Source organism: Micromonospora sp. B11E3 (assembly GCF_039871625.1).
Lineage (GTDB): Bacteria > Actinomycetota > Actinomycetes > Mycobacteriales > Micromonosporaceae > Micromonospora.
In genome coordinates this window covers 14,534-27,421 of record NZ_JBDPMC010000079.1, presented here as the reverse complement: position 1 = coordinate 27,421, position 12,888 = coordinate 14,534, and the positions used below count along the sequence as shown (strand labels likewise).

11 protein-coding genes are annotated in these 12,888 nt (G+C 72.4%); 9 read left to right on the top strand and 2 right to left on the bottom strand.

The window, feature by feature from the left end; translation table 11 throughout:
* Positions 1-278 (top strand): IS200/IS605 family transposase (tnpA, locus tag ABGB16_RS27900; protein ID WP_347671063.1); only part of this gene is annotated, 278 nt, incomplete at its 5' end.
* Here tnpA and ABGB16_RS27895 read toward each other — a convergent pair.
* Positions 275-619 carry a hypothetical protein gene (locus ABGB16_RS27895; RefSeq protein WP_347671062.1) on the bottom strand — a complete coding sequence of 115 codons (345 nt, stop codon included), beginning with the start codon at positions 617-619 and terminating at the stop codon, positions 275-277. The two genes, tnpA and ABGB16_RS27895, sit on opposite strands and share 4 nt — an antisense overlap.
* Positions 620-953: 334 nt before the next feature.
* Here ABGB16_RS27895 and ABGB16_RS27890 point away from each other — a divergent pair, with 334 nt between their 5' ends.
* The 7 genes from ABGB16_RS27890 (at position 954) to ABGB16_RS27860 (ending at position 10,469) form a co-directional block, all read left to right on the top strand.
* Positions 954-1,739, top strand: coding sequence for an SGNH/GDSL hydrolase family protein (locus ABGB16_RS27890; protein ID WP_347671061.1), 786 nt, complete (start codon positions 954-956; stop codon positions 1,737-1,739).
* Positions 1,740-2,068: 329 nt separating this feature from the next.
* Positions 2,069-3,466, top strand: a complete 1,398-nt coding sequence (locus ABGB16_RS27885; protein WP_347671060.1) for an extracellular solute-binding protein — start codon at positions 2,069-2,071, stop codon at positions 3,464-3,466.
* Positions 3,441-4,388, top strand: coding sequence for a sugar ABC transporter permease (locus ABGB16_RS27880; RefSeq protein ID WP_347671059.1), 948 nt, complete (start codon positions 3,441-3,443; stop codon positions 4,386-4,388). Before ABGB16_RS27885 ends, ABGB16_RS27880 begins: the two co-directional genes overlap by 26 nt.
* Positions 4,389-4,410: 22 nt before the next feature.
* On the top strand, positions 4,411-5,268 hold the full coding sequence (locus ABGB16_RS27875) for a carbohydrate ABC transporter permease (RefSeq protein ID WP_347671058.1): 858 nt from the start codon (positions 4,411-4,413) through the stop codon (positions 5,266-5,268).
* Positions 5,268-6,404: an ABC transporter ATP-binding protein gene (locus ABGB16_RS27870; protein WP_347671057.1), complete on the top strand. Its 1,137-nt coding sequence runs from the start codon at positions 5,268-5,270 to the stop codon at positions 6,402-6,404. Before ABGB16_RS27875 ends, ABGB16_RS27870 begins: the two co-directional genes overlap by 1 nt.
* Before the next feature lie 2 nt (positions 6,405-6,406).
* Positions 6,407-7,615: a CehA/McbA family metallohydrolase gene (locus ABGB16_RS27865; RefSeq protein ID WP_347671056.1), complete on the top strand. Its 1,209-nt coding sequence runs from the start codon at positions 6,407-6,409 to the stop codon at positions 7,613-7,615.
* A gap of 40 nt (positions 7,616-7,655) precedes the next feature.
* Positions 7,656-10,469, top strand: a complete 2,814-nt coding sequence (locus ABGB16_RS27860) for a hypothetical protein (RefSeq protein WP_347671055.1) — start codon at positions 7,656-7,658, stop codon at positions 10,467-10,469.
* 63 nt (positions 10,470-10,532) lie between these two features.
* Here the strand turns inward: ABGB16_RS27860 and ABGB16_RS27855 are convergent, their stop codons facing one another.
* Positions 10,533-12,038 (bottom strand): hypothetical protein, encoded by a 1,506-nt coding sequence (locus ABGB16_RS27855; protein WP_347671054.1) that lies wholly within the window; start codon positions 12,036-12,038, stop codon positions 10,533-10,535.
* Positions 12,039-12,355: 317 nt separating this feature from the next.
* Here ABGB16_RS27855 and ABGB16_RS27850 point away from each other — a divergent pair, with 317 nt between their 5' ends.
* Positions 12,356-12,871, top strand: a complete 516-nt coding sequence (locus ABGB16_RS27850) for a M23 family metallopeptidase (RefSeq protein WP_347671053.1) — start codon at positions 12,356-12,358, stop codon at positions 12,869-12,871.
* Positions 12,872-12,888: the final 17 nt, after the last annotated feature.

Sequence of the window (12,888 nt, the reverse complement as noted above, 5' to 3'; positions counted from 1 at the left end):
TGTGCGCCGACTTCGAGGCCGAGCTGATCGAGTTCAACGGCGAGAACAACCACGTCCACCTGCTCGTCAATCACCCACCCAAGGTGGCCGTGACCCGGCTGGTCAACAGCCTCAAGGGCGTCTCGTCACGCCGCCTGCGGCAGGAGTTCCCCGACCTCGTACCGCACTACTACCAGGCGAACAAACTGTGGTCGGGCTCGTACTTCGCCGGGTCCGTCGGCGGCGCACCGCTGAGCCTCGTGAAGCAGTACATCGAGCAGCAGAACCGCCCGGTTTAAGGCACTGCTCGGGCCTTGGCGGCCCTCCCAGCGCGGGCCTTCACCCCCGCCCTGAAGGACGGAGCACTGACCCGCATTCCGGTAGCACAGGCGGGGCAGCTCCACAGCGTCCGGCAGAGCGCGGCGGCGACGCCCATTCCCAAGCCCACCTGCGCCAACGGAAGCCCGACGACGCGGGTGAAGAACAGCGCCGCGCTGACCATGAAGACGCCGCTGCCCAACATGTCGACGAACGTCGCGAGCGCGAGTATTCGTTGCGGGCGCGATCGCGGCACCAGCCCGCGACGCACCAACCACGGCTGCTCCCGCTCCCCGCCGTCGACGGAGGCCCGGTCGAGCAACTGGTTGACACCCTCACCCCGTAGCCACGGGCGCTTTTCCGGAAAATCAATTCATTGCCCGATACTGCTGTATCAGCGGTCCTGCTAATGTTCTTGGCAGGAAACGGGCGCTGACGCGGGATCTGCGGCAGCCGGCAACGCGCGTCGGGCGGCCGTCGAGCGACGGCCAGCCACGACCAGCCCCAGGGAACGGCCGGCCCCGTCCCCAGTGCTCCTGACAGCACCGGCCACCGCAGGCGATCCCCGGCCAGGCAGCCCCGCCGACAAATCTTTATGTTTATCGATGTTTCTGCCACGACGTGCGCACCACCGCCCCCTCCCGGATGGAGCCAAGATGCGCGCATCGCTCCGCGCCGCCGTCCCCCTGCTGGCGGCGCTCTCGTTACTGCTGGTCGCGCCCCCCGCGCACGCCGCCGGCCCCGCCTACACCGCACTCGGCGACTCGTACGCCTCCGGCACCGGCACCCGCGAGTACTACGACGACAGCGGTTGCCAGCGCTCGCCGCACGCGTACCCCGTGCTCGACGCGGCCCGGCTCGGCGCCACCCTCGCCTTCGCCGCCTGCGCGGGGGCGAAGGTCCCCGACGTCCTCAACGGGCAGTTGGGCAGCCTCAACTCCATCACCCGCTACGTCACGGTCAGCGCGGGCGGCAACGACATCGGCTGGTCGTCGGTGATCCTGCAGTGCGCAAAGCCCTGGCCGTACACCTGCTGGGGTGACATCGACAGGGCCGAGGCCTACATTCGCGACACCCTTCCCGGCCAGCTCGACCAGCTCTACACCAGGATCCGCACGCTCGCCCCGAACGCCCGGGTGGTCGTGGTCGGCTACCCGCGGCTGTTCAACGGCGAGGAGTGCAACGCCATCGCCCGCATCTCCCCCGGCGAGCAGGCCGAGCTGAACGCGGCCGCCAACCTGCTCGCCAGCACCATCAGCGCCAGGGCCGCGGCGCGGGGATTCGGTTTCGTGGACGCGCGCGGCCCGTTCACCGGGCACGCCGTCTGCGACGACGTCGAGTGGATCAACGGCACCTCCTACCCGATCGGCGAGTCGTACCACCCGAACCGCAGCGGCCACGTCGGGTACGCGAACATCGTCGAGGCGGCACTGCGCCTCTGACGCCCCTGGCACCCCTGACACACCGCGGCCCGCGACCGGTCCCGCCGGCGCGGGCCGCGGTGTGGCCGGTCACGTTACGGGCACCGGTTGATCGTGGCCACCCGGGGCCCCGGTCTGCTTGATCCACTTCGGATTGTCCACCGAGTGGCGTCCGTGGAGTCGACCGTCGCCGGGCGTTGAGCTGGGGTTTCGCGCTCGATCCAGTGATAGGTATTTACGTCTCCAGGCTGTCATGACATTGTGGCCGACAGCACCGCCGGCGTGGACCTGCGGCCGGCGGGGCGACCCGCGAGTCTCTTCGAGGTGACGTCTTGCGAAGGGAACGGCCCATGTCAGTCACGCCGAAACGCGTCACGGGGGCGCTCGCCGCGCTCACCGCCCTCACGCTCACCGTCACGGCCTGCGGTGGCGGTTCCGAGCCCGCCGGCAAGGACGCCAAGAACATCACCCTCACCATCACCGCCAACGCCATCGCCGGCGGCAAGAACGCCGCCGGTGCGGAGTGGATCGAGAAGTGGGTCATCCCCCGGTTCGTCGAGGCCCAGAAGGCGAAGGGCGTCACCGCGAAGGTGTCGTTCGTGCCCAGCGGCGTCGACGACGAGCAGTACAAGACCAAGCTGGCGCTGGACCTGCGGTCCAGGGGCGGCGCCGACGTGATGTCGGTCGACGGCATCTGGGTCGGCGAGTTCGTCCAGGCCGGCTACCTCAAGCCGCTGTCCGAGGTGTCCGGCGACCAGGTCGACGCGTGGGACGGTTGGTCGCAGATCCCGGAGAGTGTGCAGGGTCTGGGCACGTTCGAGGACAAGCGGTACGGCATCCCGCAGGGCACCGACGGCCGGGTCCTCTACTACAACAAGGCGCTCTTCGCCCGGGCCGGCCTGCCCGCCGACTGGCAGCCGAGGAGCTGGCAGGAGATCCTCGACGCCGGCACCAGGCTCAAGGCGGTGCCGGGGGTGACCCCGATCCAGATCAACGCCGGCACCGCGATGGGTGAGGCGACCAGCATGCAGGGCGCGCTGCCGCTCCTGGTCGGCGCGGGTGGCGAGATCTACACCGACGGCAAGTGGGCCGGTGCCACCCAGCCGGTCCGGGACGTGCTCGACTTCTACGCCAAGGTCTACGGGGGCGGGCTCGGCGATCCGAGGCTCCAGCAGGAGGCCAAGGGGCGGGACAAGTCCTTCCAGGAGTTCGCCGCCGGAAAGATCGGCATTCTGGCCGAGGGCGACTACTTCTGGCGCAGCGTGATCAACCCGAAGGACGGCATCGCGAAGATGGCCGACCGGGACAGCGTCGTCGGGTACGCGCTGTTCCCGGCCAAGCAGCCCGGCGCGGGCATCCGCGGCCAGGACTTCGTCAGCATGTCCGGCGGCGGCGTCGACGTGCTGAACCCGAACTCGAAGTACCCGTCGCAGGCGTTCGAACTGCTGTCGTTCATGCACTCGGCGGAGGCCACCAAGGCGCAGCTCGCCGGTGCGGCGCGGATCACCTCCCGGATGGACGTGAACAAGGAGGTGCTGGCCGGCGACCCAATGCTGAACTTCGTCGCCGAGAAGGTGCTGCCGCTGACCGCGTACCGGCCGCCGCTGGCGGTCTACCCGCAGGTGTCGGTGGCGCTGCAGGAGGCGACCGCGGCCGTGGCGTCGGGCCGGAGCGTCGACGAGGCGGCCTCGGCGTACCGGAAGAAGGTCGAGGGGATCGTCGGTGGTCCAGGCAACGTCTCGTCCTGACGAGACGGTCGAGGGGGCGCGCCCGGCGTCGGGCGCCTCCCCGGCCCCCGACGCGGCCGGGCTGGGCCGGGCCCGGGCCGCCGGGTTCCTCGTCCCGAGCATGGCGCTGATCCTGCTCTTCCTGGTGGTGCCGGCCGTCTGGACGATCTACCTGGGCGTCACGAACTACCGGCTCACCGGACTGGCCGCGGCCAACCCGGAGGTCGTCGGGTTGGACAACTACACCAGGGCGCTGGGCGACGGGCGCTTCCGGGCGTCGCTGCTGCTGACCCTGCAGTTCGTGCTCGGCTCGGCGGTGATCGGCCAGGCCGGCCTCGGCTTCGCCATCGCCTTCGCGCTGCGCGGCCGGCGGGGCCCGCTGCGCCGGGTGGTCGAGGGGTTCGTCCTGCTGTCCTGGATCCTGCCCAGCTCGGTCGTGGCGTTCCTCTGGATCGCCCTGCTCGACCGGGACGCCGGGACGCTCAACGCGCTGCTGGGCACGCCCGGCACGGCCTGGCTGCTCGACCACCCGATGCTGTCGATCATCATCTTCAACACCTGGCGGGGTGCGGCGTTCTCGATGATGCTCTACGCCGCCGCGCTGGAGAACGTGCCCCGTTCCCACCTGGAGACCGCCCGGCTGGCCGGCGCCTCCACCTGGCAGCAGCTGCGCGACGTGGTGTTCCCGCGCATCCGCGGCCACGTGCTGACCAACCTGCTGCTGATCAGCCTCTGGACGTTCAACGACTTCACCCCGTTCCTGATCACGGCGGGCGGCCCCGAGCAGCGCACCGAGATCCTGCCGGTCTATGTCTACAAGGTGGCGCTCTCCGGCGGCGAGCTGGGCTTCGGGGCGGCGATCTCGTTCGTCATGCTGCTGATCAACCTGGTCATCGCGCTGGTCTACCTGCGCATGCTGGGCCGGCGGAGGGAGCGGGCATGAGCGAGCGCAGCGAGGCGCCGGAATGAGCACCGTGACCCGCGCCGACCAGGCGGCGCGGGCGGCCGTCCGGCACGTGCTGGCCCGCGTCGGCCGGTACGTCTTCCTCTGCCTGGTCCTCGCCTTCTTCGCCCTGCCGCTGCTGTGGCTGGCCACCGCGCCGTTCGACGACACTCCGACGATCGCCACCTCGCTGCCGCGGTTCACCCTCGACAACTTCCGCGCCCTGCTGGACAACCCGTACGCGCTGACCTCGCTGGTCAACTCGGTCTGGCTGGCCGGCGGCACCGCCGTCCTGGTGGTGGCGTTCGCCGCGCTGGCCGCGTACGCGCTGAGCCGGGTGCGGGTGCCGGGCCGGGACGCGCTGCTCTACGGACTGCTGCTGCTGTCGTCGATCGTGACCGGCACGGCCACCATGGTGCCGCTGTTCGAGCTGGCGTTCCGGCTCAACCTGATCGACTCCCGGCTCGGCGTCGTCCTGATCCTCACCGGCGGCCTGCTCCCCGCCGCGATCTTCATCCTCAAGGACTTCATGGACGCCACGCCGACGTCGTACGAGGAGTCGGCGCGGGTGTTCGGGGCCAGCCGGCTGCAGATCATGCGGCACATCGTGGTGCCGGTAGTCCGACCCGGACTGGCCACCGTCGGGGTGTGGGCGGTGGCGAACGTGTGGGGCAACTTCCTGGTGCCGTTCCTGCTGCTGCGCGGCCCGGACAAGGCCCCCGCCGCGGTGATCATGTACACCCTCTACACCGAGGGCGGCCAGGCCGACCTGCGGCTGCTGTCCACCTTCTCGCTGCTCTACTCGCTGCCGGTGGCGCTGATGTTCGTCTTCGTCAGCAGCAGGTACGGGTTCCGCTTCCACGGAGGGATCAAGCGCTGATGGCCGCCATCGCCCTGCGCGAGCTGACCAAGGTCTACCCCAACGGGGTGCGCGCCCTGGACGCCCTCGACCTGGAGATCGCCGACGGCGAGTTCTTCGCCCTCCTCGGCCCGTCCGGCTGCGGCAAGACCACCCTGCTGCGCACCATCGCCGGCCTGGAACTCGCCTCCGCCGGCACCGTACGCATCGGTGACCGGGTGGTGACGAACCTGCCGCCCGGGCAGCGGGACGTGGCGATGGTCTTCCAGGACTACGCGCTGTTCCCGCACATGACCGTCCGGGACAACATCGCGTACCCGCTGCGGATCAAGAAGGTGGGCCGGGCCGCCCGGCACGACAAGGCCGCGGGCACCGCCGACGAGCTGGGTCTGTCCGCGCTGCTGGACCGCCGGCCCGGGCAGCTCTCCGGCGGCCAGCAGCAACGCGTCGCGCTGGCCCGGGCGATGGCCTGCCATCCGCAGGTCTTCCTGCTCGACGAGCCGCTGTCCAACCTGGACGCGCGGCTGCGCCTGGAGGCGCGGACCTTCCTCAAGCGGCTGCAACGGGAGCTGGGCGTCACCACCGTCTTCGTCACCCACGACCAGGCCGAGGCGCTGGCCCTGGCCGACCGGATCGCGGTGATGGACGGCGGACGCATCCGGCAGGTCGGCACCCCCACCGAGGTCTTCCGCCGCCCCGCCAACACCTTCGTCGCCGGGTTCATCGGGTCGACCCCGATGAACCTGGTCCCGGCGCTCGTGCGGGGTGACGAACTGGCCGTCGCCGGGGCACGCGTGCCCGTGCCCGAGGACGCCCGCGGCCGGCTGACCGACGGGGAACGCGTGGTCTACGGCGTCCGGCCCGAGTACCTCGACTACTCCCCCGAGCCGGTCACCGGCGCGCTGACCGGCCGGGTCGTGGTGGTGGAGAACCTCGGCAGCTTCTCCCTGGTGTCGCTGGACGTGCCCGGCGGCGGCGACGCGGCGACCGGCGTGCAGGTCGTGGTGCCGGAGGGACGGGAACCGGGGCCCGGCGACACCGGCTGGGTGCTGCCGCGACCCGGGCGCTCCCTGGTCTACCGGGACGGCGAACTGGTCACCGGCACGGCGGCGCCGCCGGCGCCGGCACCGCGTACCGGCGTCGCGGCGGACGCCTGACCATGGCGACGCACCGGGGCAGGTGGACCCTGCGGGACCGCGCGGAGGAGGTGCTCCGGGCCCTGCCGGTCACCGTCGCGCCGGGCACCGCCGCCCTCACCGTACGGCTGGACTACCCGCGCGACGCGGGCGTGCTGGACCTGGGCTGCCTCGGGCCGGCCGGCTTCCGGGGCTGGTCGGGTGGGGCGCGGGACGGCTACACCATCACGGCCGACTGGGCCACCCCCGGTTACCTGCCGGGCGAGCTGGAACCCGGCGAGTGGCAGGTGCTGCTGCGGCTGCACCGGATCCCGCCCGACGGGCTCGACTTCGAGGTCACCGCCACCACCGGCACCACCCGGTCCGCGCCGCCGGCGTCCACCGCCGCGCCGGAGCGTCCCGAACGTCCGCCCCGCCGGGCCCTGCCCCAGGTGGACGGGCGCCGGTGGCTCGCCGGCGACCTGCACGCGCACACGGTGCACAGCGACGGCACGCAGACCGTCGACGAGCTGGCCGCCCTGGCCGTCTCCCGGGGCCTGGACTTCCTCGCCGTCACCGACCACAACACGGTCAGCCACCATCCCTGGCTGCCCGCCTCGGCCCGCCGGTACGGGATCACCCTCGTGCCCGGGCAGGAGGTGACCACCGACCGGGGGCACGCCAACGTCTTCGGCCCGGTGGGCTGGATCGACTTCCGGCAGCCGGCCGAGTCGTGGCTCGGCGCGGCGGAACGCGCCGGCGGGCTGCTGTCGATCAACCACCCGCTCGCCGCGGACTGCGCCTGGCGGCAGCCGGTGACCACCCGGGCCCGGCTGGTCGAGGTGTGGCACTCCGGGTGGTGGGACCGCACCTGGGGGGCGCCCCTGGCGTGGGCGCAGGCGTGGCGGCCGGACGTCGTACCGGTCGGGGGCAGCGACTTCCACTCCCCCGGCGCGGACGCGCCGCCGGGGACGCCGACCACCTGGGTGCTCGTCGACGGCGACCCGGCCGACGAGGCGGCGGTACGGGACGCGCTCGCCGCCGGCCGTACCGCCGTCTCCGCCGGCCCCGACGCCCCGCTGCTGCTGCGGCTCGGCGACGAGTTGCTGGCGCTCGACGCGGACGGCGCACTGCTCGGGTATCCGGACGGCCGGCACCGGGTGGTCCGCGGCGACCGCTGCCTGCTGCCGGCCGCCGACGGCCTGCACGTCCTGGAGTCCCACCGCATGGAGGTGATCGCACTGTGCAGCTGACCGGACGTACCCGAGCGATCGGCGGAGAGGCAGCGAGCTGATGGACCGACCGACCGAGATCATCGTGGTCCCGCACACGCACTGGGACCGGGAGTGGTACGAGCCGTTCCAGCGGTTCCGGCTGCGGCTGGTGGCCCTGCTCGACGAGGTGTTCGACCGGATGGCCCGCGACGAGCGCCAACGGTTCACCCTGGACGGGCAGCTCGCCGCGGTCGACGACTACCTGGAGGTGCGGCCGGAACGCCGGGAGCAGGTGGTGGCGCTGGTGCGGGCCGGCCGGCTGTCGGTCGGGCCGTGGCAGATCCTGCTCGACGAGTTCCTCTGCTCCGGGGAGAACATCGTCCGCAACCTGGAGCGCGGGCTGGCCCGCAGCACCGCGCTCGGCGGGGCGATGCCGGTCGGCTACCTGCCCGACATGTTCGGCCACACCGCGCAGATGCCGCAGATCCTGGCCGGCGCGGGCCTGGCCCACGCCTGCGTGTTCCGGGGCGTACCGGACCGGATGCGGCAGCACGCGTTCGCCTGGCAGGCCCCGGACGGCACCACGATCCGCACCGAGTACCTGCCCGGCGGTTACGGCAACGCCGCCGGCCTGATGGACGACCCGCGCCTGGTCACCCGCCGGGCGGCCGACCTGGCCGAGCGGCTGCGCGGCTGGCGGTCGGACGGCGCGGACGGCCCGCTGTTGGCCATGTACGGCACGGACCACGCCGCGCCGGCGCCCGACGCCCCGGACCTGCTCGCCGCGGCCGGCGTCGACGGCGTGCACCTGCGCCTCGGCACCCTCGCCGAGTACTTCGCCGCTCAACCGACCACGGTGCAGGGGCTGCCCACCGTGGTCGGTGAGCTGCGCTCGCACGCCCGGGCCAACATCCTGCCCGGCGTGATCTCGGTACGCGCCCACCTGAAGCAGGCGATGGGGCGCGCCGAGCGGCGGGTCGAGCGGTACGCCGAGCCGCTCGCCGCGCTCTACCACGACCCGTCCGTGCAGCGGTTCCTGGACATGACCTGGACCCGGCTGATCGACGCGAGCTGCCACGACTCGGTGACCGGGTGCGGCTGCGACGAGACCGCCGAGCAGGTGGCCGCCCGGCTGGCCGAGGCCGACCAGCTCGGCCGGGCGGTGTGCGACCTGGTGGGCGCGCGGCTCGCCGCGCGGGTGCCGCGCGACGCGTACCTGCTGTTCAACCCGACCCCGGCGGCCCGGACCGTCCTGGTCCGCCTCGACGTCGAGGCCCCGGCGGACGGGCCGGTCGGCCTGCTCGGCGCGGACGGCAGGGTCGCGCCCGCCCAGGTCCTCGACCGCGCCCGGACGCTGCTCGCCGACGACCTGGTCCCGGCCGCGGAGCTGTCGACGGTGCTCACCCGGGTGCACGGCCGGGAGCTGTACGGGCAGGAGGTCACCGCCTGGTCGGTGTCGGCCGAGGACGCCACCCTGACCTTCGAGGTGGCCCGGCACGGCGACCCCGCCTTCGACGTCGAGGACGTCCGGCTGGCGCTCGCCGCGGCCGGCGACCGGGACGCGTGGCGGGTCCGCATCGTCGCCGCGCCGCGGCTGACCGTCGCCGCCCTGGTGGACGTCCCGGCGCTGGGGCACGCCGCGGCGCGCCCGGTCGCCCTGCCTCCGGCCGACGCCGCCCCGGCGGCGGTCGCGGCCCCCCTGTCGGCCGGCGCCGTCGGGCCCGCCGGGGCGACCCGGCCGGCGCCCGCGCCGGTCGCCGTGCACGGCCGGGCGGTCGACAACGGCCTGCTGCGGGTCGAGGTCGCCGAGGACGGCACGTTGCGGCTGTCCACGCCGGACGGGCTGACCGTGGACGGGGTGGGACGGATCGTCGACGGGGGCGACGTGGGCGACAGCTACAACTACGCCCCGCCCGCCGCCGACGAGCTGGTCGACAAGCCCCGGGCGGTGCGGACCGTGGTCGTGCACGCCGGGCCGGTCGTCGCCGTCCTCGACGTGCTGCGCGAGTACCGCTGGCCGGCCGGCGCCGACGTGGACGCGGGCTCGCGGCGGGTGGAGCGGGAGGCGGTGACCGTGGCGACCCGGGTCGAGCTGCGCGCCGGTGAGCCCTTCGTCCGGCTGCGGATGGAGTTCGACAACCGCTGCGACGACCACCGGGTCCGGGTGCACCTGCCGCTGCCGGCGCGGGCCGCGTCGTCGTACGCGGAGGGCCAGTTCGCGGTCGTCGAGCGCGGGTTGACCGCCGAGGGCGGCGGCGAGGTGCCACTGCCGACGTTCCCCGCCTCCGGGTTCGTCGCGGCCGGGGGCGCCGGGGGCTCGCTGGCCGTCCTGCTGACCCAGCCCACCGAGTACGAGCTGACCGACTCCGGCCGGGAACTCGCCGTCACCGTGCTGCGGTCGATCGGGATGTTGTCCCGCAACCGGCACGCCCTGCGGGACGAGCCGGCCGGCCCGCAGCTGCCGACGCCGCTGGCCCAGTGCCGTGGCGCTCGGAGCGTCGAGCTGGCGGTGCTGCCGTTCCGGGGCGACTGGCACTGCGCCGGAGTGCTCGCCGCGGCGGAGGCGTACCGGCACGAGCCGCTCACCTTCCCCGGCGCCGCCGCGCCGTCGGCCGCGCTGCCCGCGCCGGTGGCCGGCCTGACGGTGACCGGGGAGGGGGTCGCGCTGACCAGCGTCCGGGACCGGGACGGCCGCATCGAGCTGCGGGTGGTCGCGCAGACGCCGACGGCGACCAGCGTGGTCATCGGGGCCGGTCGGGGCGTGCGCGCGGCGTGTCGGGCGGACCTGCTCGGCCGGCCCGGCGAGGTGCTGCCCGTCGACGGTGACGGCCTGGTCCGGCTGGCGCTGCGCCCCTGGGAGATCGCCACGGTGCAGCTGCGACCGGCCGCCTGAGCCGGGGTCGGGGCGCCGGCGGTCGCGTGCGGACCGCCGGCGTCCCGGCCGTGGGCCGTGCGGTCAGGAGACGCCGGCCTCGAGCCCCGGGCGGTCGTCGAAGAGCTGCACCCAGCGCCCGTCGAACCCGCCGTTCGCGGCGAGGTACCAGGCGCCGCGCAGCCACTGGCCCCTCTCCCGGGCGGAGCTGTCGGCGTCGACCGTTCCGTCGTGGACGAAGAAGTCGTGCTGCCACCAGTAGGCGTTGGGCGAGTCGGGGCGTCCGCTGGCCAGCTGCCGGGTCCAGCCGTAACTGTCCACGCCGGTGCCCTCGTACGCCGGGAAGTGGTCGGACGAGCCCTCGATGTCCTCGTCCGCCTCGGCGGAGTACGCGCCGTAGAGCCAGTCCTTGTGGATGATCCCTTCCCGGTCGTCGGTCAGGTCGGAGGCGCCGTTGTCGCGGGACTTGCTGTAGAAGCGCTGCCGCCCGGCGTTCACCTCCACCGCACCGGTCTCGTTGACCACCGGCGACTCGAGTTCGACGTCGTCCACGGCCGACGACAGCCAGTGCGTGGACCAGGCCGGGTTGCCCGCCCAGTGGGTCGGGATGATGTCGGCGATGTCCTGCAGCTCGTAGGTGATCCGCTTGGCCTGGTACCAGTCGACGGTGTGCTCGTTGTCGTGCCCGCCGATCAGCGTCGACGCGTTGGCGAAGGTCAGCGGTTTCGCGCCCCAGGCGGTCACCGCCGCCGACGACGCCTGCGGGACGAAGATGTAGTGCACGTTCTTGTCCTCGTCCTTGCCGCTGATCTCCACCTCGGCGTTGTTGGTGACCGGTTGGGCAGCGAGCGAGCTGTAGGTGTCGTTGACGTACCGCAGCTCGTGCGCGTGCGTGGCCAGGACGCTGCCGGCCTCGTCCGCCTGCCAGACCATCAGGTGCCGGCCCGTCGCGGTGTTCATGAAGTTGAAGCCGAAGTCGCCGCGCTTGCGGATGATGTGCTCGTGGTGGTGGGTGATGGTCGAGTTGTTGACGTACTCGCCGGTCGCCCCGGGCGTGCCGGTGACGTTGTGTACGACGATCTCGATCCGCTCCCAGTCGTGGATGGCGTCGCCCTCCTTGTCCGCCGCGTTGTACACGTGGTAGAGCAGCACCAGCGACTTGGTGGTCCCGTTCATGTACTCGATCAGCGAGGTGTAGAGGGTCGGGCGGATCCGCCACGCCGCGTACGGGCTGGTGGTCGCCTGCGCCGCCGACGCGGCGACGTAGTGCTCGCTCTCCAGCCAGTGGTACCGGTTGGTCGCGAAGTTGCGGTCCTGGTCGAAGTCGTAGTTCGTCAGCCAGTCGCGGCCATCCTGGCCGTTGTCCTCATTGGCGCGCTTGAAGATCACCGGCGCGTAGTAGTACAGGTAGGCCTGCCGTTGCGCCGTTGTCAGCAGCGGTGCGCTGGCGTGGGCCGGCCGGTTTCCGGCCACCGGCAGGGCCGCGAGGACGATCGCGGCGAGCGCGAGCGCCCGGGCCAGCGTCCACCGCAGCGTTCGCGAGGGCCGGCCAGGACGGCGACCGGACGGGTTTGGTGCGCGGAGCGGCACGCATCCTCCTTGGAGGTTTCACGGAAGCACCCGACGACGAACCGGTCAGCGGTTCGCGTCGGGCGGGTGGCGCCCCACTATCACACGGACCCGCGAGAGATCGCCAGATTTCGATCAACCCGCCAACCCTCCCATGGGAAACCTTCAAGGAACGTGAGCTAGATCGCAGATATCCTTCACCAAGGCATTGATGTTCGTTATAGTCGCGCCGTGCGGCTCGCCCCCGATCCGCGACATCCCCACCAGCGCGGCCCCATCGCGAAGCTTTCTGACATCATCCAGCGAGAAGATCGAAAGTTGTGATCGTGGAGGTTTGGATGCGTTCCCGCCTGACGAGTTTCCTCAGTGTCGCCGCGCTGGCGACCGCCGCGTTCCTGGCCCCGGCGTCGCCCGCCGCGGCCGCGCCGTCGTTCCGGGTGCCGTTCCCGTGCAACCAGACGTGGTCCGGTCAGACCCGCGTCGACCACAGCCCGCAGTACGCGATCGACTTCAACCGGACCGACGACCACGGCGACCCGGTCAAGGCCAGCGCGCCGGGCACCGTGGACGTGGTCGCCAACCTCGGTGACACCAGCTACGGCCGGTACGTGCGGATCAACCACGGCAACGGGCACACCACCTACTACGCCCACCTCAGCGGGTTCAACGTCTCCGTCGGCCAGTCCGTCGGCTACAGCACCACCATCGGCTACGTAGGCAACAGCGGCGGCTCCAGCGGCTCCCACCTGCACTACGAGCAGCGGCTGAACGGCAGCGACATCCAAGTCCGGTTCAGCGGCAACCTGGCCTACTACTTCGGGACGCGGAACTACACGCGTACCGCCGGCTGCTGATCCACCGATCGACTGTC

Coding starts and splice junctions, on each gene's coding strand:
- ABGB16_RS27885 (WP_347671060.1), top strand. CDS start 2,069: ATGTCAGTCACGCCGAAACGCGTCACGGGGGCGCTCGCCGCGCTCACC.
- ABGB16_RS27890 (WP_347671061.1), top strand. CDS start 954: ATGCGCGCATCGCTCCGCGCCGCCGTCCCCCTGCTGGCGGCGCTCTCG.
- ABGB16_RS27860 (WP_347671055.1), top strand. CDS start 7,656: ATGGACCGACCGACCGAGATCATCGTGGTCCCGCACACGCACTGGGAC.
- ABGB16_RS27865 (WP_347671056.1), top strand. CDS start 6,407: ATGGCGACGCACCGGGGCAGGTGGACCCTGCGGGACCGCGCGGAGGAG.
- ABGB16_RS27875 (WP_347671058.1), top strand. CDS start 4,411: ATGAGCACCGTGACCCGCGCCGACCAGGCGGCGCGGGCGGCCGTCCGG.
- ABGB16_RS27850 (WP_347671053.1), top strand. CDS start 12,356: ATGCGTTCCCGCCTGACGAGTTTCCTCAGTGTCGCCGCGCTGGCGACC.
- ABGB16_RS27870 (WP_347671057.1), top strand. CDS start 5,268: ATGGCCGCCATCGCCCTGCGCGAGCTGACCAAGGTCTACCCCAACGGG.